The sequence below is a fragment of the Amycolatopsis sp. PS_44_ISF1 genome (assembly GCF_032335455.1).
Classification (GTDB): Bacteria; Actinomycetota; Actinomycetes; order Mycobacteriales; family Pseudonocardiaceae; genus Amycolatopsis.
This window is the reverse complement of sequence record NZ_JANUXO010000001.1, coordinates 267,622-286,182: the sequence shown is the minus strand read 5'-3', so window position 1 is coordinate 286,182 and position 18,561 is coordinate 267,622. Positions and strand designations below refer to the sequence as shown.

Genomic DNA, 18,561 nt, shown 5'->3' with positions numbered 1-18,561 from the left:
ACGGAGATCGGACGCGGGAGGCTTCAGTGGCGGAGGACGTTCTGGACTACCTGGTGGTCGGCGCGGGGCCCGCGGGCCTGCAGCTCGGCCAGCAGCTCGACCGGGCGGGGCGCAGCTACCTGGTGCTCGAAGCGGGTTCGGCGCCCGCGACCTTCTTCCGCACGTTCCCGCGGCACCGCACGCTGATCTCGGTCAACAAGAAGCACACCGGCTGGAGCGACCCGGAGCTGAACCTCCGGATGGACTGGAACTCGATGCTGGCCGCGGACGATCCCGATCCGCTGCTGTTCACCGACTACAGCGCGGAGATGTTCCCGTCGGCCGAGGTCCTGCTGCGCTACGCCGCCGACTACGCCGCGAAGCACGAGATCGCCATCCGCTACGACACCCGGGTGACCCGGATCAGCCGCGCCGACGGCCATTTCGTGGCCACGGCCGGGGACGGCAGCGTCTTCACCGCCCGGCGGCTGGTGATGGCCACCGGCGTGACCAAACCGTACATCCCGGACGTGCCGGGCATGGAGCTAATCGACCAGTACGCCGACTTCGACCCCGATCCGGCGCCGTTCACCAACCAGCGGGTCCTGGTGCTGGGCAAGGGGAATTCGGCGTTCGAGACCGCCGACAGCCTGAACGCGCACGCCGCGGTCCTGCACGTGGCGGGTCCGCGGCCGGTGAAGCTGGCCTGGCGCACGCACTTCGTCGGGCACCTGCGCGCGTACAACGCCGGGGTGCTGGACATGTACCAGCTCAAGCTGCAGCACGCGATCCTCGACGGCGACGTCCGCGAGATCACCAAGGACGAAGACGGCTACCGCGTGAAGTTCGCCTTCTTCCGAGCCGACGAGGTGATCAAGGAGCTGCGGTACGACCGGGTGATCGCCTGCACCGGTTTCCGCTTCGACTCCTCGATCTTCGACGAGGACTGCCGCCCCCGGCTGACGATCGACGACCGGTTCCCGGCGCAGACCTCCTCGTGGGAGTCGGTGAACGTGCCCGGGCTGTACTTCGCCGGCACGATCACCCAGGTCCGCGACTTCAAGAAGGCGACCAGCGCGTTCATCCACGGCTTCCGCTACGGCGTCCGGGCGCTGTCCAAGGTGCTCGACGAGCGGTACCACGGCGTCGAGTGGCCGCACACCGTGCTGAAGGCCGGAACCGCCGATCTGGTGGACGCCGTGATCACCCGGATCAACCGGACTTCCGCGCTGTACCAGCAGTTCGGCTTCCTGGCCGACGTGCTGACGGTCGAGCGCGGGCAGGCCCGGTACTACGAGGAGGTGCCGGTGGCGCGGTTCGCCGAGCGCGCGCCGGACGTCGAGGACGCGTTCGCGATCACCCTCGACTACGGGCCGGACCACGACAAGGTCGACCCGTTCGACTTCACGGTCAAGCGCGCCAGCCAGGACGTCGCCAACGACAGCGGCGAGGGCCACTACCTGCACCCGATCGTCCGGCACTACCGGCGCGGCGAGCTGGTGGCCACCCACCACGTCACGGAGAACCTGGAAAACGAGTGGGACCGCGAGGTCCACGTGGACGCGCTCACCGCGTTCCTCGCCGAGCAGCTGGCCTGAGCGTGCGCACGATCGCGGAGCTGGAGACCGCGGCGCGCGAGCGGCTCGAACCGGCGCACTACGACTTCTTCGCGGGTGCGGCGGGCGACGAGGTGACCCTGCAGGCCAACGAAGAGGCGTTCCGCAGGCGTTGCCTCGTGCCGCGAGTGCTGCGGGGCGGCGGAAAACGGGATCTGGCGGTCGAGATCGCCGGCTCACCGCTGTCGATGCCCGTGCTGGTGGCGCCCACGGCGTTCCACCGGCTGGCCCACCCGGACGGCGAACGCGCCACGGCCGGAGCGACCGCCGCGGCCGGCACGGTGATGGTGGTGAGCATGGCCTCGACCACCGCGGTCGAGGACATCGCGGACGCGGCCCGGGCCGTCGCGCCCGATCCGGCGCTGTGGTTCCAGCTGTACCTGCAGCCGGACCCGGAGTTCACCGAGCACGTGGTCCGCCGGGCCGAGCGCGCGGGAGTGCGGGCGCTGGTGGTGACGGTCGATTCGCCGGTGTACGGGCGGCGCGAGCGGGACCACCGCAACGAGTTCCACGATCTGCCGCCGGGGCTGATCGTGGAGAACCTGCGGGACGGCGAGGGGCGGGTGCGCGACATCGAGATGTCGGCCGAGCTGTCCTGGGAGCACCTCGGCCGGCTGCGCGAGCGGACCAAGCTTCCGTTGCTGCTCAAGGGAGTCCTGCATCCCGAGGACGCGCGGCTGGCCGTCGGCGCCGGGGTCGACGGGCTGGTGGTCTCGAACCACGGCGGCCGCCAGCTGGACACCGCGGTGGCGGCCCTGGATGCCCTGCCCGCGCTGGCCGAGGCCGTCGGCGGCGTGCTCCCGCTGGTGCTCGACGGCGGGGTGCGGCGGGGCACGGACGTGGTCAAGGCGCTGGCGCTCGGCGCCGACGCCGTCGGAATCGGACGGCCGGTGCTGTGGGGCCTCGCCGCGGCCGGGCGGGAAGGAGTCGCGGAAGTGCTGGACCGGCTGCGCGAAGAGGTGGACCACGCGCTCGCGCTGTGCGGGGCGAAGTCCCCGGCCGAGCTGACCGCGGACCTCGTCCGATGACCCGGTTCCTGGTGCGGGTGCTGCTCGCCGGACTGCTCGTGACGCTGCCCCGCTGGCTGCCCGGGCGGGTGGTGGCGCTGCGGATGAAGATCTTCGCGCTGGTCAACGGCGAGGAGGGGCTGCCGATTCCGGGCGAGCGCGTCGGCGTCGAGGACTTCCGGCGGGTGTACGCCGATCCCGCGGCCGGCGGGCGGAGCCGGGGCGCCGCGCTTTCGGACCTGTTCTGGTACTGGCTCGCCCCCGGTCCGCAGGTGCACCAGGAGCACCTGGAAGCCGGGCCGCGGTACGACGAGGTGGCCAGGACCACCCGGGCCATCCTGGTCAAGACCAAGGCGGAGTCGGAGGAGCTGACCCGGCGCTGCGCCGCCCACGTGCTGGACGGGCTGGAGGCCGGCGCGGGCCGGACGATCCGGCTGCGTGACGAGATGATGCCGGTCTGGGCTGAGCTGTACTACGAGCTGGTGTTCGGCGAGCCGTGCCCGCCGCGGGCCCGGGACCTGATCGTCGGGCACGCGGACGACGTGGTTTCGGCGCTGAAGTGCGTGCGGCCGCGGAACATGCGACGCCGCGCGCGGCTGACCGCGTACCTGCGCCACCGCCTGGCCGACGTGCCGCACACCATGCCTGCCCGGCTCACCCCCGAGGAGCAGGTCTTCTACCTCCAGGGCACCTTCTTCAACACCGCCGTGGTGCAGATGTCCGAAGCCATGGCGCACCTGCTGATGGTCATCGCGCAGCACCCGCGGGTGCAGGAACGGCTCGTCGCCGATCCGGAGGACGACGAGTACCTGGACCGGGTGATCGACGAGGGGCTGCGGACCTACCCGCTGTTCGGCATCGCCCACCGGATCACCACCGGCGACATCGAGCTGGGGCCTGCGAAGATCACCGCCGGCACCGTGCTGCTGTTCAGCTACCCGGACTTCCACCACGCCGGCTTCGATCGGCCGGACGAGTTCGACCCCGAGCGCTGGAACCCACCGGCCGGCGGGTTCCCCGTTCGCACCGCGGTCGCGCCGGTGCCGGCGAAGAAGGACGCCAACTTCCTGCCGTTCGGCGTCGCGCAGAACCGCGCCTGCCCGGCCCGCGGCCTCGCCCCGCTGACGATGCGCGTGGTCACGCGGGAGGTGCTGCGCCGGTTCTCCCTGGCCTCCAGCGCCGCGCACACCCGCTCGATCCCCAACCGCGGCCCGGTGATCCTGACCCCGCGCGGCTCGCCGGGCCCGTCGGCCGCCGCGCTGGCCCGGCTCGCGCTGTTCGACCGCTGGGAGGACGTCTGGCGCAGCCTGGCCCAGCTCGGGTTCGGCACCTACATGGTGCTCGACGCCCGGCGCCAACGCCTCTGCGTGAAGTACTTCGAGACCCGGCCCGGAGGCGAGTGATGACCCCGTCCGAGGCGGCGCCCGCGTTCTTCCTCGCGGTGGTCGTGATCCTCGCGGTGTGCCGGCTGGTCGGCGCGCTGGCGGTGAAGATCGGGCAGCCGCCCGTGGTCGGGGAGATGGTCTCCGGCGTGCTGCTCGGCCCGTCCCTGCTCGGGCTGGTGCTGCCCGGTGTGCAGGCCGCGCTGTTCCCCGACACCGTGCGGATGCTGCTGTACCTGGGCGGTCAGATCGGGCTCGTGATCTACATGTTCGGCGCGGGTTGCGAATTCCGGGTCGGCGCGGTCAAGGGCTCGGTGAAGTCGGTGGTCGCGGTCTCCGCGGCCGGCACGGTGGTCCCGCTCGGGCTGGGCATCGGGGTGAGCGTGCTGGGCGCGAGCTGGGTCGGCATCCTCGAACCCGGGGTGTCACCGGCGGTCTCGGCCGCTTTCGTCGGGGTGGCCATCGCCATCACGGCGTTCCCGATGCTGGCCCGGATCATCACCGAGCGCGGTCTCGGCCGCACCCGGTTCGGTTCGCTGGCCCTGGCCTGCGGCGCGCTCGACGACGTGCTCGCGTGGGTGCTGCTGGCCGTGGTGCTCGGCCTGCACGCGGGCTCGGCCGGGCCGGTGGTGACGGCGGTGGGCGGCGGGATCCTGTTCGCGCTGCTGGTGTGGCTGGTGGTGCGCCGGGTGCTGGCCAGGACGATGACCGGCCCGCGGGTGAGCGCCGACCAGCGCCTGCTCGTCACCGCCGTGCTGCTGTTCGCCGCGGCCTGGTTCACCGACGTGATCGGGCTGTACGCGGTGTTCGGCGCGTTCGTCCTCGGCATCGCCTTCCCCCGCGGCGAGGCGTCCGACGCGGTGCTGGCCAAGTTCATGCCGATCGGGCGGATCGTGTTCCTGCCGCTGTTCTTCACCTACTCCGGGCTGAACACCCGGTTCGCGCTGCTGGCGGACCCGGGCCTGCTGGCCTACGCGGTGGTGGTCGTCGTGGTCGCGGTGATCGGGAAGCTCGGCGCCTCCTGGGGGGCCGCGCGGCTGGCGGGGGAGCCGCAGCCGATCGCGCTGCGCGTCGGCGTGCTGGTGAACGCGCGCGGGCTGATGCAGCTGATCGCGCTGAACGTCGGGCTTCAGGCCGGGATCGTTTCGCCTTCGCTGTTCACGGTGCTGGTGCTGGTCGCGCTGGTCACCACCATGATGACCGCCCCGGTGCTGAGCTGGCTGGACCGCCGCGACGCCCGCCGGTACGCGGGCCGGGAGCTGCCGGAGTTCCTCCTCGCCTCGCCACCGGTCCGGTCGTGACCGATTCCCGACGAAAGTTGAGGGTTCAATCTGGGCGAATCACTGCCAGTATGGGTACGTGCACGATGAGGCGGAATTCCCGGCGCCGGCGCGGGTGCTCCTGGTCGAGGACGACCGCGAACTGGCCGGGATGCTCGCCGGGCTGCTGCGCGAGGAAGGCTACGAGGCCGACCAGGCGCACGACGGCCAGCGTGGTCTGCACCTCGGGCTCACCGGGAGCTACGACGTGATCGTCCTCGACCGGCGGCTGCCGGTGATGGACGGGCTGGGCGTGCTCGCCGGGCTGCGGCGCAAGGCGGTCACGGCGCGCGTGCTGGTGCTCTCGGCGCTGGGCGAGCTGGCCGATCGCGTGCACGGCTTGGACGCGGGCGCCGACGATTACCTGGTGAAGCCGTTCGAGACCGACGAACTGCTGGCGCGGCTGCGGGCGCTCTGCCGCCGCGACCTCGACGGCGCCGAGTCGATCCCGCTCGGCACGGCGGCGCTGGACCTGCTGCGCCACGAGGTGGTGCTGGCCCGGGGCGAGCGCGTGACGCTGTCCGGGCGCGAGTTCGAGCTGCTGCGCACGCTGGCGCAGCGGCCGAAGTCGATCCACCCGCGCGCCGCCCTGCGCACCACCGTGTTCACCGACTCGACCGGTGAGTCCATTGTAGACACCTACGTCTACTACCTGCGGCGCAAACTGGGCCGGGACGTGGTGCGGACCGTGCACGGCCTCGGCTACCAGATCGGGGCCATGTGACGGCGGTGGCCGATCCCGACACCCGCGTGCTGCGGCGCACGCGGCGGCGGATCGCGGGCCAGATCGCCGTGGTGATCACGCTGGTGGTGCTGGCGGCGGGCGGGATCTCGTACTGGGTGCTGGTGCGCGGGCAGCACGAAGAGGTCGACCGCACGCTGAACACCACGCTCTCGCGCGGACTGTCGGTGACCCCGCCGGGCTGCGTCTACCTGGTCACGCCCGCCGGCCACGCGCCGTCCGGGCCGCTGCCCTTCGCCGTGCCGCCGCCCGCCCCGGTGCCGCACGACGGCGACGTGGTCACGCAGGACGTCTCCCTCGGCCGCGCGACGTTCACCATGCGCACGGTGAACCGCGGCGGGCAGGTTTCGCAGGCGTTCATGGACGAGTACTACCTGATCCAGGACCGCGAGCAGCTGGTGATGGGCCTGGCCGTGGCCGGGCTGATGGTGCTGCTGGCGGCCGTGCTCAGCGGTTACCTGCTGGCCGGCCGCGCGATCCGCCCGCTGGGCGAGGCCCTGCGGCGGCAGCGGACGTTCGTCGCGGACGCGTCGCACGAACTGCGCGCCCCGTTGACCAGGCTGCACACCCGCACTCAGCTCATGGCCCGCCGCGGCTCGGCCTCGCCGGTGCTGGCCGCGGAGCTGAACACCCTGGTCCAGGGCACGCGCGAACTGGGCGAAGTGGTCGACGACCTGCTGCTGTCGGCGCAGGCGGGCGGCGGGCGCCCGGCGCTGGAGCCGGTCGAGCTGGGCCTGCTGGCCGAGCAGGCGGTGGCCGCGGAGTCCGTCCGCGCGGGCGAGGGCCGGGTGGGCATCCACGTGCACCGCTCCCCGGACCTGGCCGACGTGGTCGCGGGCGTGCCCACGGCGTTGCGCCGGGTGCTTTCGGCCCTGCTGGACAACGCCATCGGCCACACCCCGCCCGGCGGTTCGATCGAGGTGACCCTGGCCAACCCGGACGCCCGCCACGTGGAACTCCGCGTCCAGGACACCGGAGCGGGCTTCGCCCAACGCGACGCGGAGCGCCTCTTCGAACGCTTCGCCCACGGCACCGGCGGCGAGGGCCGCCGGTTCGGCCTGGGCCTGGCCTTGGTGCACGAGGTGGTCACCGGCCACGGCGGCACCATCGCGGCGGTGGGAGCGCCGGGGGCGGGGGCGAGTTTCACCCTCCGGTTCACCTGTGCCGCCCGGTAGGGTCGCGTTCCCCTGAACAAAGCGCTCGCGGCCGGTCGTTAAGCTGGGTGACGTGCCTGAATACCTGTCGACCGCGCCTGTCAAGGGGACCCGAGACTTCCTCCCCGCCGAAATGTCCGTCCGCACGCAGGTGTTCGGCCATCTCTACGAGGTGCTCGAAAGCTACGGCTTCCTCCGCTACGACGGCCCGATCCTGGAGCAGGCCGAGGTCTACGAGCGCAAGTCCGGCCAGGAGATCGCCGACCAGCAGCTCTACACGCTGACCACGCGGGGCGGGGAGCGGCTGGCGCTGCGGCCCGAGATGACGCCGTCGGTGGCGCGGATGATCGCGGGCCACGCGAAGTCGCTCTCGTTCCCCGTGCGCTGGTACAGCCACCCGAACTGCCACCGGTACGAGCGTCCGCAGCGGGGCCGGGTGCGGGAGCACTGGCAGATCAACGCGGACATCTTCGGCTCGGACAGCGCGAGCTGCGAGATCGAGATGTTCGAACTGATCCACGACCTGATGGGCGCGCTCGGCGCTTCGCCGGAGACGTTCGCGGTGCGCGTGAACGACCGGAACCTGCTCTCCTCGGCGCTCACCGACGTGGTCGGGGTCGGTGCCGAGCAGTTGCCGCAGGTGTTCGCGCTGGTCGACCGCTGGGAGAAGACCCCGGCCGACGAACTGGCCGCGAGCGCTTCGGAGCTCGGGCTCGCGGACAAGCAGTTCGAGAAGCTGACCGAGACCCTGGCCGCGGGTCCGGCGCTGCTCGACGAGCTGCCGGCCGAGGTCAAGGCGAACTCGAACCTGGTGCGGGTGCTCTCCGGCAGCGCCGCGGGCCTGGTGCGGTTCGAGCCGATGATCGTGCGCGGGCTGGCCTACTACACCTCCACCGTGTTCGAGGTCTTCGACACCTCGCCGCAGAACCGCCGCGCGCTGTTCGGCGGCGGCCGGTACGGCGACCTCGCGTCCATGTTCACCAAGGAGCAGATCCCCGGCATCGGCTTCGGCATGGGCGACGTGACGCTGATGGACTTCCTGGCCACCCACGACCTCACGCCGTCCCCGCGCAGCGAGGTCGACGTCGTGGTCATCCCGGTGTCCGAGGAGCTGGCGGACGCGGCGCGTGAGGTCGCTACCTCGCTGCGCCGCGCGGGGTTGCGCACCTCCACTCCGCTGGAGCTGCGCAAACTGGGCAAGGAGCTGACCCGGGCGGACAAGGCCGGGGCGGCGGCCGTGGTGATCGTCGGCCAGGAGGACTGGGCGGCGGGCACCGTCACCGTCCGGAGCCTGGCCACGCGGGAGCAGCGGCAGGTCGCGCTGGCCGAGGCGCCTTCGGCGGTCTCGGCCCTGCTCGCCCCCTGAGGCCGCGTGCGGGGCGATGCCGGTGCTAACCGGGGTCGCCCCCCGCGAGGAATTCCTTCAGCAGCAACGAAACCTCCCTCGGGTGGGTGCCGGCCACGGAGTGTCCGGCCCCCGCCACGATCTCCACCCGAGCCCCCACCGCGGCGTACCGCGCCGCGGTTTTCGCGCAGTCGTAGAACCGGTCGCGCGCGCCCAGGATCACCAGCCCCGGCCGGCCCAGCTCACGCAACTGCCCGTCCAGCGGCCGGTCGGCCAGCACGTGGCGGCGGTCGAGGAGCACGGTGCGGGCCATGGCCGGGCTGGTCGCGGCGAAGTCCGCGACCGGCCCGAGCCGCCGCAGCCCGGGGCTCGACGCGAGCCGCCGCAGCGGGCCGCCGAACCGCGGGAGCAGGTGGTGGCCCGGCGGGAACGTCGCGTAGCTGTAGTCCGGCGCCTGCCCGATCACCACCACCCGCTCGACCCGGCTGGTCCGCGCGGCCAGCGCCAGCACCACGTCGGCGCCGAAGGAGTGCCCGACGGCCGTGATCGCCGCAGCGCCGAGCCCCGCCACCACTTCCGCCACCGCTGCGGCCTGCGAGAGCGCGTCGAGACCGGTGTGCCCCCCGGTCGAACCGTGCCCGCGCAGGTCGACCCGCACCACGCGGTACCGGCCGGACAGCAGCGGCACGAGCCGGTCGAACGAGCGGGACGAGCCGCTGAACCCGTGCACCAGCAGCACCACCGGAGCCTTCGGCGGCCCGTCCTCGCGAACGTGCAGCGGCCCCGTCACCCCACGGCCCGGGCCATCGCCCGGCCCGCGGCGCGGCCGGAGAAGATGCAGCCGCCGAGGAAGGTGCCCTCCAGCGCGTTGTACCCGTGGACGCCACCGCCGCCGAAGCCCGCGACCTCGCCCGCGGCGTACAGGCCGGGGAACGGCGAGCCGCCGGCCCGCAGCACCTGGGAGTCCAAAGTGGTCTGGACGCCGCCGAGGGTCTTGCGGGTCAGGATGTTCAGCCGGACCGCGATCAACGGCCCGTGCGCGGGGTCGAGGATCCGGTGCGGTTTGGTCACCCGGGCCACGCGGTCGCCGATGAACCGGCGCGCGTTCGCGACCGCCATGAGCTGCAGGTCCTTCGAGTACGGGTTGCCGACCTCCAGGTCACGGGCGACGATCTGGCCCTCCAGCTCCGCGGCGTCGATCCGCGGTCCGCGCGAGAGCTTGTTCATGCCCTCGACCAGCGAGGCGACGTCGTGCGCGACGACGAAGTCCACGCCGTGCCGCTTGAACGCGTCGACCGGGCCCGACGCGCCCTTGGCCGCGCGGGAGGCCAGCGTCTGCTTCAGGTCCTTGCCGGTGATGTCGGGGTTCTGCTCCGAGCCCGAAAGCATGAACTCCTTCTCCAGGATCGTCTGCGTCAGCACGAACCACGAGTAGTCGTGGCCGGTGGAGAGGATGGCCTTGAGCGAGCGGTTGGTGTCGAAGCCGGGGAAGTTCGGCGAAGGCAGGCGGCGGCCGGCCGCGTCGAACCACAGCGAGGACGGTCCGGGGATGATCCGGATCGCGTGGTCCGGCCAGATCGGGTCCCAGTTGTGCAGGCCCTCGGTGTAGTGCCACATCCGGTCGCGGTTGACCACGTTGGCGCCCGCGCTCTCGGTGATCGCGATCATCCGGCCGTCCACGTGGGCCGGCACGCCGGGGATCATCGTGGCCGGCACCGGGCCCAGCCGCTCGACCGGCCAGTTGCGCCGGATCAGCTCGTGGTTGTGGCCGATACCGCCCGAGCTGACCAGCACCGCCTTCGCCCGCAGCTCGAACTCGCCCGCCTTCTCGCGGGAGGACTTCCGGCCGCGCTCTTCCTCCGAGGGCACCAGCACCGTGCCCCGGACGCCGACCGCTGCCCCGTCTTCGACCACCAGCTCGTCCACCTGGTGCCGGAACGCGAACTGCACCAGCCCGCGCCGCTCGCCGTCGAGCACCGGCTCGGCGAACACCCGCACCACCTCGGGACCGGTGCCCCAGGTGAGGTGGAAGCGCGGCACGGAGTTGCCGTGCCCGCCGGCCGCGCCGCCGCCGCGCTCGGCCCAGCCGACCATCGGCGTCACGCGCAGGCCCAGCTCACGCAGGTACTGGCGCTTCTCGGTGGCGGCGAACCGCACGTACGCCTCGGCCCACTTGCGCGCCCAGTGGTCCTCGTCTTCGCGGTCGAAGCCCGCGGAGTCGAGCCAGTCGCGCAACGCGAGCTCGTAGGAGTCCTTCACGCCCAGCCGGCGCTGCTCGGGGCTGTCGACGAACATCAGCCCGCCCAGCGACCAGAAGGCCTGGCCGCCGAGGTTGGCCCGGTTCTCCTGGTCCAGCACGAGCACCCGGCGGCCCGCCTGGACCAGCTCGTGGGTGGCGACGAGCCCGGCGAGGCCCGCCCCGACGACGATGACGTCCGGTTCGAAGGTCATTGCACACTCCTGGTGTAGGCCGTGACGACGTGCACGGCGAGTTCGGTGCGGCGGCGCCACACCACGGGGTCGTCCGGTTCCAGCAGGCACTGCCCGGTGGTGCCGTCGTGGACCGCGATCAGGGCCTGGCCCAGCGCCGCCCGGTCGGGCACGGTGCGCCCGGCCCGGCTGAGCAGACCTTCGAGACAGGGCATCAGCGCCTCGACGATCGTGTCCTCGCGGTCGGTCACCATCCGTTTCAGGCTCGGGTTGCGCAGGGCGTGCGCGGTGAACTCGGCGCTGACGCGGTACCACGCTTCGTCCACCGGGATGGCCGGCAGCAGCAGCTCGACCGCGGCGCGCACGTCGGCGACCTCGTCCGTGCCCGCCTCCTCGAACGCCGCCCGCAGCGCGTCGATCATCGCCGCGGACCGCTGCTCCCACATGGCCAGGAACAGCTCGTCGAGTGAGGCGAAGTTCGAGTAGAACGCGCCGCGCGTGTAGCCGGCGCGCTCGCAGACCTGCTCCACAGTGGAGCGTCCGAAGCCCTCCTCGGCGAACACCTCGAGGGCGGCGTCCAGCAGGCGGCGCCTCGTCTCGGTCCGGCGCCGGGGTGCTCGGGTGGTCATGGCTCACCCCTCTCGATACGCCAATGTACTCAATACATCGACGTATCGAAAGTGGAGGTGACGGGGTTCAGCCGGCCAGTCGGCCCCGGGTCATGACCAGCAGCGGGTGCCGCAGCGCGTCGAGACCGGAGAGCGGATCGCCGTCGACGACCAGGAGGTCCGCGGCCAGCCCGGCCTCCAGCCGCCCGGTGACGCCGGAGAGGCCCAGGCCCGCCGCGCTGTCCTCGGTCGCGATCTCCAGGATCCGGCGGCGGGAGAAGCCGAGCCACTCGTAGAGCTCCAGCGCGCCGACCGGGTCGTCGAAGACCGAGCCGGGCAGGCCCGCGTCGGTGCCCGCGATCAGGCGGACGCCGTGCTCCTCCAGCCACGGCAGGCGGCCGTAGACCCGCCGGGCCACCTCCTCGCCCATCCGCTCGGCCATCTTCCGCCAGTTCCGGCTGCTGGTGGAGCAGGCGGAGATGCCGCCCGCGGCCATCCGCCGGGCGACGTCGGGGCGCAGCTCGGTCTGGCCCGGCCCGGTCATGAAGGTGCAGTGCTCGATGGTCGAGACGCCCGCGTCCACGCAGTCCGAGACCGCGTCCGCGCCGTGGGCGTGCGCGGCCACCGGAAGGCCGTGGCGGGCCGCCTGCTCGACGACGACCCGCAGCGCGGCCGCGTCGAACTGCGACTCCCACATGTCCGCGCCGCCCTCGGTGATCTGGCCGCCGCTGGCCATCACCTTGATCACGTCGGCGCCGGCCGCGGCGTTCGCGTCGACCAGCGCGCGGATCTCACCGGGCCCGGAGACCGCGCCGCCGAAGAAGTGGCAGTGGCCCTCCGGGACGGTCAGCGGCGGCCCGGAGGCCAGCAGCCGCGGGCCGGTGCCGGGCTGGGAAACGGTGCGGCCGCCGAGGTCGCGGACGGTCGTGACCCCGCTGCGCAGGAGCTGCGCCAGCCGGTCGCGCGCGCCCTCGGCCAGCGCCGCCCCGTCCGCGGCCAGGAAGTTCGGCAGCATCTCGGGGGTGGCGTCGAACGACAGGTGCACGTGGGCGTTGAACAGCCCGGCGAGCACGGTCGCGCCGGGGAAGTCGCGCGCCACCGGGTCGAGTGCCAGCGGCGCCACCTCGTCCCGGCGGCCCACCGCGACGATCGCGCCGTCGCGGACCAGCACCGCGCCGTGCTCCAGCGGGGTGCCCGGCCGGGGCAGCACCCGGTCCGCGGTGATCAGGGTGTCCACGGGTTCAGGCTCCCTTTCCGGAGACGGCCGCCGACAGCGCGAGCAGCGGCCGGACGTCGGACTCCAGGTCGTTCGCGCCGCCGGGCAGCACGAGCTTGGCGCGGCCGTCGGTCTCCTCGCCCGCGCGGTGGCGCTCGAGGGCCCGCCGCAGCGCGTTCGCCGCCGCGGCCGGGTCTTCGGCCGTGAGCGCGGCGAAATCGGTTTCGAGGTAGGGGCTGAGCTGGACCAGGCCGTCCCGGATCTCGATCACCCGCCGGTAGTAGCGGCGGTGCACGGCGAACCGCTCGCGCAGCCCGCCCGGCGGCGTGCGCAACACGACGCTCGGGTAGGCCTGGGCCAGCAGTGTCCACAGTGGAGCGAGCCGGTCGAGGTCCTGGCGACGGCGACGGCGGCGGTTCAGCTCCGAGACCCGCGCGCGCACCCCGGGGTAGGTGATCCCGGCCAGGAACAGCAGGCTGCCGACGATCACGAACGGCACGCCCAGCCACAGCAGCGCGGGCACCACCGGCCCGAACGCCCAGGCCACCACGATGTACAGCGCGCGGAACGCGCTGCCGATCGCCGCCCCGGCCAGGCCCGCGGCGGCCAGCCGCAGCCCGGTGCGCAGGTGCCGGTCGGCCGTGCGCTGGTACCGGGTGATCCACCAGCCGCTGGCCGCGATCGCGTAGATCAGGTACAGCCCGGCGCCGAGGTAGAACATCGCCGTGCCGGCGACGTGCACGGTGTCCGGGCTGAGGGCGGCACCGCGCAACGGGGCCGGGGTCACGACCGTCGCCACGGACATCAGCGTCACGGCGGCCGCCAGCGGCACCAGCTCCAGCAGCACCCGCCGGGCCTGGCCCGCGCCGAGCGCGGAGCCGTGGAAGAAGACCAGCAGCCCGCAGGCGGCGCAGGCCAGCAGCACGTTGTTCGTCAGCCGCGCGCCGCCGGGGGCGGTCAGCGCGTCGATCCAGTCCGAGATCGCCTTCTGCTGGAACAGGAACGCGGCGGCGAAGCCCGCGATGGTGACCGTGACCGCCCAGTTCGGCAGCCGCGGCGAGCGCACGAGCTGGTAGACCCGCCAGCCGAGCGTGCTGGTGAAGAGCACGACGCCCAGCAGGGTCAACGGGTTCACAGCCAGCCCTGGTGGTCGCCGAGGGTGCCCTGGATCCGGCGCAGGTCGTGGTCGGCCGCGCGGCGCGGGGTCGTGTAGTCCAGCACCGAGGCCCACTCCAGCACGATCGTGGCGACCGTCTCGGCCTCCCATTCGTGGGCCTCGTCGTAGGAGGTGCGGCGCAGCGCGCGGTGCACGGCGTCGTCGTCGAGGCCGGTGGCCGGGCCGCGCAGGAAATCGGCGGGCTCGGCGTCGCCCCCGGGCTCGTGCTCGGCCAGCAGGTGGCCCAGCTCGTGCAGGATGATGTGGTCCTGGTGGGCCTTGGTGGTCTCCTGCTGGAAGAAGATGTAGTCCGCGGAACCGGTCGCGATCCAGCAGCCGAACGGGCCCGGCACCTCCAGCGGGTAGGCCATCAGCCGGATCGGCCGCCCCCGGCTCGCGCCCAGCCGCTCGCACAGCTGCACCACGTCCAGCGGCGGGCTGATGTCGAGGTCGTTGAGCAGCCGGCGGCAGCGTTTGCGCAGTTCGCGTTCTTTCACGTGCTCTTCGGGCCTTCCCGATCCGCCTGCTCGTACCGCTCCACCAGGTCCAGCAGGGCCATCACCTGGCGGCGGCCCTGCGGCGACAACTCCTGCGCGCGCATGGCCATCAACTTCGCTTCGACGTCGGCGGCCCCGGTCCCGGTTCCCCGATCGGCCCCGTCTTCGAAGAAGTGGGTCACCGGCACGGCGAACAGCTTCGCCAGCGCCTCGACGTAGTGGATCTTCGGGTTGACCCGTTTGCCCGTGGCCAGCTGCTGCAGGTACGCGGGCGACATGGCCGGCCCGCCGGCCCGCTCGATCGCCGCCGACATCTCCCGGTAGCTGTGCGGTGCGCGGCCGTCGGCGCGGGCGGCGTCGATCAGGCTGCTCAGCTTCTCCGCGAAGGTGCGCTGCGAGGGCATGCCCACCCCCTTCTGCCTCGGTGGCCTCGGTGTCCTCCGTCAGGGTAATCCGGTGCCTACTGTACGCACCTGTTGACAGTGGTTGTATGCAGTGGTTTACAGTGACCACATCCCGCTCCGGAGGTCCGCACTCTGGGGGTGTCCGGAACCCGGAGCGGGATCCTGTCTCGTCGGCGGGCTCGTCATGATCGCCCTCTCTGTAGTACGCTGGGTAGGTCAAGGTTGATCGCTTCGTTGCGAACCCTTGATCTGGCCTGTTGCCGGAGGTCGACCCCCAGGGCTTCCGGTGACAGGCCCCTTATCGTCACGGGGTCGTTCTCCCCCGGCTCAGCTCATCAAGGTCGCGGCCAGTGTGCCGCCCAGCTCGGTGAGCGCGGCCAGCTCCGCCCGGCCCGGTTCCCCGGTGACCAGCACCGGCTCCGCCACCCGGGCCCAGCCCAGCCCGGTGGTGATGGCGTCGAGCTGGCGGACGGTGCCCGCGGTGTCGTTGTTGCCGTGTACGTACGCCCCGAACGGCCGCCCGCGCGTGGCGTCGAGGCAGGGGTAGTAGACGGTGTCGAAGAAGTGCTTCAGCGCCCCGCTCATGCTGCCGAGGTTCGCGGGGGTGCCGAGCAGGTAACCGTCAGCGGCGAGCACCTCGGCGGCGGTCGCGCCGAGCGCGGGACGGCGGACGACGTCCACCCCCTCGAGGTCCGGGTGCTTCGCACCGGCCAGCACGGCCTCGAACATCGCCTGCATCGACGGCGACGGCGTGTGGTGCACGATCAACAGCGTTGCCATGGTCCGAGCCTGCCACTCGGGCGCCCGTCCCCGCGCGGGCATCCGGCTCGGCTGGTCGGGGAGAGCTGGTGGGGGAGATCCACCTACGGCGCCTCGGCGCCGGTCAGCTCAGCAGCTCGCTGATGTCCGCCCGCACCGCGGTGAGCCGGGCGGCCGCGGTTTCCCGTGCCGCGTCCAGGGAGCCGGACACCGGCTGCACCGACTGCAGGTAGGCCTTCAGCTTCGGCTCGGTGCCCGAAGGGCGGATCACCACCCGCAGGCCCGCGCCGGTCAGGCGGAGCACGTCGGCGTCCGGGAGCAGGTCCTCCGACGTCACCGGGACGCCACCCAGCTCGGCCGGCGGCCGGTCCCGCAGCCCGGCCATCAGCCGGCCGCGGACGGCGAGATCGGTGACCCGCAGGGAGACCTGGTCGGTGAGGTGCACCCCGTGCCGGGAGGCGAGCTCGTCGAGCACGTCCAGCGGGCTGCGGCCCTCGGCCTTGAGCGAGGCGGCCAGCCCGGCGGCGACCACCGCCGCGGCGATGCCGTCCTTGTCCCGCACGAAGCCGGGGTTCACGCAGAGGCCGAGCGCCTCCTCGTAGGCGAAGACCAGCCCCTCGCCCGCGCGGACCAGCCACTTGAAGCCGGTCAGCGTCTCGGCGTACCGGGCGCCGGCCGCCTTCGCCAGCTCCCCGAGCAGCGAGGAGGAGACGATGGTGGTGGCTACCAGCGGATCGGGGCTGTCCGTTGTGGACAGAACGTGGGCGCCGAGCAGCACGCCGGTCTCGTCGCCGCGGAGCATGCGCCAGCCGCCGTCGCGGCCGGGCACGCCGAGGGCGCAGCGGTCGGCGTCCGGGTCGAGCGCCACCGCGAGGTCGGCGTCCACTTCGGACGCCAGCGCCAGCAGCAGGTCGGTGGCGCCGGGCTCCTCCGGGTTCGGGAAGGAGACCGTGGGGAAGTCCGCGTCGGGCTCGGACTGGGCGGCGACCAGGTGCACGTCGGTGAACCCGGCCCGGGCCAGCGCGGCGCGGACGGTCTCCGCGCCGACGCCGTGCAGCGCGGTGGCGGCGATCCGGATCTCACGGGCCGCGCCGTGCGGCAGGGCGGCGACCTCGGCCAGGTACTCGGGGCGGGGGTCGACCACCTCGGCCCCGGGCGCGCGCGGCACGCTCACCGCGGCGGGCGCGGCCTGGATGGCGCGCTCGATCTCCCCGTCGGACGGCGGCACGATCTGGCCGCCGGTGCCGTCGTAGAGCTTGTACCCGTTGTCGGCGGGCGGGTTGTGCGAAGCGGTGATCTGGATTCCGGCCACCGCGCCGTAGTGCTTCACCGAATACGCGAGCAGTGGCGTCGGCAGGGGTTCGGGCAGCACCTTCACCGTGAAACCGGCGGCGGTGAGCACTTCGGCGGCGGCGGTGGCGAAGGCCTCCGAGCCGTGCCGCGCGTCGCGGCCGACCACCACCACGCCGCCCGCGTGGCCGTGGGCGGTCAGCCAGTCGGCCACCCCGGCCGTGGTCCGCGTGACCACGGCGACGTTCATGCCGTTCGGCCCCGCGCGCACCGGACCGCGCAGGCCCGCGGTGCCGAACTCCAGCGGTCCGGCCATCCGGTCCGCCAGCTCTTCGGCCGCGCCGGGCTCCTGGCCCAGCGCGCGGGCGAGGATCCGCTGCAACTCTTCGCCGGAGGAGCGGTCGGGGTCGTCGGCGATCCACCGGTAGGTGGCGTCGCGCAGTTCGGTGGTGAGGTTGTTCGGCACCGAGCCAGCCTACGGCGCCGCTATCGTCGGGACGATGCGACTGCTCTTCAGCGCCCTCGGGGCCTACGGCCACCTCTACCCCTTGATGCCGCTCGCGGTGGCCGCGCGCGAAGCCGGGCACCACGTCGTTTTCGCGACCCCCGAGGACTTCCACCCGGCCCTGGCGAAGGCGGGCCTCGAACCCGCGGCGGCGGGGGTGCTGATCGGGGAAGCGTTCGCCACGCTGTTTCCCGGCGACCCGGCGACGGCCCGCGAAGCGCCGCCGGAGGACCTGGACGAAATCATCGGCCAGGTCTTCGGCCGGATGCTGCCCGACCGGTTCTCGGCGGACCTCCGCGCGCTCTTCTCGCGGAGTCGGCCGGACCTCGTCGTCTACGAGTTCAGCAACGTCGGCGCGGCGTTCGCGGCGATGGCCGCTGGTGTTCCGGCGTTGGGCCACGGATTCGGCCGGGTTTCGCGGGAGGGCCCGATGATCGAGATCGAGCGGGTGCAGCGGGAGCACGCGGCGGAACTGGGGTTCACCGACGACCGCCCGTCCTGGGGCAACCCGGTCGTCGACATCTGCCCGCCTTCGGTGCAGGCGCCCGATTTCCTGGCGCGGGCCCGCCGCGTGCCGCTGCGCCCGGTCGGCTGGAGCGACACGAGCGAACTGCCGCCCGGACTGCCCGGCCGCGACCGCACCCGTCCCCTGATCTACCTGACGCTGGGCACCAGCCCGATGAGCCACGCGGACCTGCTCACCGCGGCGATCACCGGACTGTCCGGGCTGGACGCGCAGGTGCTGGTGGCGACCGGGCCGTCGCTGGAGGTGGCGGCGCTGGGCCAGGTGCCCCCGAACGTCCGCCTGGAGTCCTGGGTCCCCCAATCGGCCCTGCTGCCGCACGTCGACCTGGTCGTGCACCACGGCGGCAGCGGCACGACGCTGGGCGCGTTCGGCGCGGGGGTGCCCCAGTTGGTCCTCCCGCAGGGGGCGGACCAGTTCACGAACGCTGCCGCCGTCCTCGCGGCCGGCGTGGGGTCGAGGCTGGTGGGCGACGAGGCGACGGCCGAGTCGGTGCGGTCTTCGGCCGCGGCCCTGCTGGCCGATCCCACCGTGGCCGACGCGGCCCGCGGGCTGGCCGCCGAGGTCGCGGGAATGCCTTCGCCGGCGGAGGTGGCGGCGCGGTTGGGGGAGTACGCATGAGCAGGGCT

17 protein-coding genes are annotated in these 18,561 nt (G+C 73.0%); 8 read left to right on the top strand and 9 right to left on the bottom strand.

Going from position 1 to position 18,561, the window contains the following annotated elements; all coding sequences use genetic code 11:
* Nucleotides 1-26 precede the first annotated feature (26 nt).
* From NYF13_RS01305 to hisS, 7 genes are all read left to right on the top strand, one after another.
* Entirely contained in the window at nucleotides 27-1,577 is a 1,551-nt protein-coding gene (locus NYF13_RS01305) for an NAD(P)-binding domain-containing protein (protein WP_315653641.1), read from the top strand.
* 2 nt (nucleotides 1,578-1,579) lie between these two features.
* A complete protein-coding gene (locus NYF13_RS01300; RefSeq protein ID WP_315653640.1) occupies nucleotides 1,580-2,623 on the top strand; it encodes an alpha-hydroxy acid oxidase in 1,044 nt (347 codons plus the stop codon).
* Nucleotides 2,620-4,005 carry a cytochrome P450 gene (locus NYF13_RS01295; protein ID WP_315653639.1) on the top strand — a complete coding sequence of 462 codons (1,386 nt, stop codon included), beginning with the start codon at nucleotides 2,620-2,622 and terminating at the stop codon, nucleotides 4,003-4,005. The genes NYF13_RS01300 and NYF13_RS01295 overlap by 4 nt, the downstream gene beginning before the upstream one ends.
* Nucleotides 4,005-5,285 carry a cation:proton antiporter gene (locus tag NYF13_RS01290; RefSeq protein WP_315653638.1) on the top strand — a complete coding sequence of 427 codons (1,281 nt, stop codon included), beginning with the start codon at nucleotides 4,005-4,007 and terminating at the stop codon, nucleotides 5,283-5,285. The genes NYF13_RS01295 and NYF13_RS01290 overlap by 1 nt, the downstream gene beginning before the upstream one ends.
* A 94-nt stretch (nucleotides 5,286-5,379) precedes the next feature.
* Nucleotides 5,380-6,027 (top strand): response regulator transcription factor, encoded by a 648-nt coding sequence (locus tag NYF13_RS01285; protein ID WP_315657136.1) that lies wholly within the window; start codon nucleotides 5,380-5,382, stop codon nucleotides 6,025-6,027.
* Nucleotides 6,028-6,032: 5 nt separating this feature from the next.
* Nucleotides 6,033-7,220, top strand: coding sequence for a HAMP domain-containing sensor histidine kinase (locus NYF13_RS01280; protein ID WP_315653637.1), 1,188 nt, complete (start codon nucleotides 6,033-6,035; stop codon nucleotides 7,218-7,220).
* Between the two features lie 52 nt (nucleotides 7,221-7,272).
* Complete coding sequence (gene hisS, locus NYF13_RS01275; protein ID WP_315653635.1) at nucleotides 7,273-8,565, top strand: histidine--tRNA ligase; 1,293 nt, start codon at nucleotides 7,273-7,275, stop codon at nucleotides 8,563-8,565.
* A 25-nt stretch (nucleotides 8,566-8,590) separates the two neighbouring features.
* On the opposite strand, the gene NYF13_RS01270 is transcribed toward hisS, so the two are convergent.
* The 9 genes from NYF13_RS01270 to NYF13_RS01230 form a co-directional block, all read right to left on the bottom strand.
* Nucleotides 8,591-9,334 (bottom strand): alpha/beta hydrolase, encoded by a 744-nt coding sequence (locus tag NYF13_RS01270; RefSeq protein WP_315653633.1) that lies wholly within the window; start codon nucleotides 9,332-9,334, stop codon nucleotides 8,591-8,593.
* Nucleotides 9,331-10,995 (bottom strand): FAD-binding dehydrogenase, encoded by a 1,665-nt coding sequence (locus NYF13_RS01265; RefSeq protein ID WP_315653632.1) that lies wholly within the window; start codon nucleotides 10,993-10,995, stop codon nucleotides 9,331-9,333. Before NYF13_RS01265 ends, NYF13_RS01270 begins: the two co-directional genes overlap by 4 nt.
* Complete coding sequence (locus NYF13_RS01260; protein ID WP_315653630.1) at nucleotides 10,992-11,603, bottom strand: TetR/AcrR family transcriptional regulator; 612 nt, start codon at nucleotides 11,601-11,603, stop codon at nucleotides 10,992-10,994. Before NYF13_RS01260 ends, NYF13_RS01265 begins: the two co-directional genes overlap by 4 nt.
* Nucleotides 11,604-11,670: 67 nt before the next feature.
* Nucleotides 11,671-12,819: an amidohydrolase family protein gene (locus tag NYF13_RS01255; protein ID WP_315653629.1), complete on the bottom strand. Its 1,149-nt coding sequence runs from the start codon at nucleotides 12,817-12,819 to the stop codon at nucleotides 11,671-11,673.
* 4 nt (nucleotides 12,820-12,823) lie between these two features.
* A complete protein-coding gene (locus NYF13_RS01250) occupies nucleotides 12,824-13,933 on the bottom strand; it encodes an MAB_1171c family putative transporter (RefSeq protein ID WP_315653628.1) in 1,110 nt (369 codons plus the stop codon).
* Nucleotides 13,930-14,451: a hypothetical protein gene (locus NYF13_RS01245; RefSeq protein ID WP_315653626.1), complete on the bottom strand. Its 522-nt coding sequence runs from the start codon at nucleotides 14,449-14,451 to the stop codon at nucleotides 13,930-13,932. The genes NYF13_RS01250 and NYF13_RS01245 overlap by 4 nt, the downstream gene beginning before the upstream one ends.
* Complete coding sequence (locus NYF13_RS01240; protein ID WP_315653625.1) at nucleotides 14,448-14,855, bottom strand: XRE family transcriptional regulator; 408 nt, start codon at nucleotides 14,853-14,855, stop codon at nucleotides 14,448-14,450. Before NYF13_RS01240 ends, NYF13_RS01245 begins: the two co-directional genes overlap by 4 nt.
* Before the next feature lie 327 nt (nucleotides 14,856-15,182).
* A complete protein-coding gene (locus NYF13_RS01235; protein WP_315653624.1) occupies nucleotides 15,183-15,635 on the bottom strand; it encodes an NAD(P)H-dependent oxidoreductase in 453 nt (150 codons plus the stop codon).
* 103 nt (nucleotides 15,636-15,738) lie between these two features.
* The gene (locus NYF13_RS01230) at nucleotides 15,739-17,370 is read right to left on the bottom strand and encodes a phospho-sugar mutase (protein WP_315653622.1); all 1,632 of its coding nucleotides are present in this window, start codon (nucleotides 17,368-17,370) and stop codon (nucleotides 15,739-15,741) included.
* A 34-nt stretch (nucleotides 17,371-17,404) separates the two neighbouring features.
* Between NYF13_RS01230 and NYF13_RS01225 the strand changes: the two genes are divergently transcribed.
* Nucleotides 17,405-18,553: a glycosyltransferase gene (locus tag NYF13_RS01225; RefSeq protein ID WP_315653620.1), complete on the top strand. Its 1,149-nt coding sequence runs from the start codon at nucleotides 17,405-17,407 to the stop codon at nucleotides 18,551-18,553.
* Nucleotides 18,554-18,561 lie beyond the last annotated feature (8 nt).

Coding starts and splice junctions, on each gene's coding strand:
- NYF13_RS01295 (WP_315653639.1), top strand. CDS start 2,620: ATGACCCGGTTCCTGGTGCGGGTGCTGCTCGCCGGACTGCTCGTGACG.
- NYF13_RS01240 (WP_315653625.1), bottom strand. CDS start 14,855: ATGCCCTCGCAGCGCACCTTCGCGGAGAAGCTGAGCAGCCTGATCGAC.
- NYF13_RS01290 (WP_315653638.1), top strand. CDS start 4,005: ATGACCCCGTCCGAGGCGGCGCCCGCGTTCTTCCTCGCGGTGGTCGTG.
- NYF13_RS01235 (WP_315653624.1), bottom strand. CDS start 15,635: ATGGCAACGCTGTTGATCGTGCACCACACGCCGTCGCCGTCGATGCAG.
- NYF13_RS01265 (WP_315653632.1), bottom strand. CDS start 10,995: ATGACCTTCGAACCGGACGTCATCGTCGTCGGGGCGGGCCTCGCCGGG.
- NYF13_RS01260 (WP_315653630.1), bottom strand. CDS start 11,603: ATGACCACCCGAGCACCCCGGCGCCGGACCGAGACGAGGCGCCGCCTG.
- NYF13_RS01225 (WP_315653620.1), top strand. CDS start 17,405: ATGCGACTGCTCTTCAGCGCCCTCGGGGCCTACGGCCACCTCTACCCC.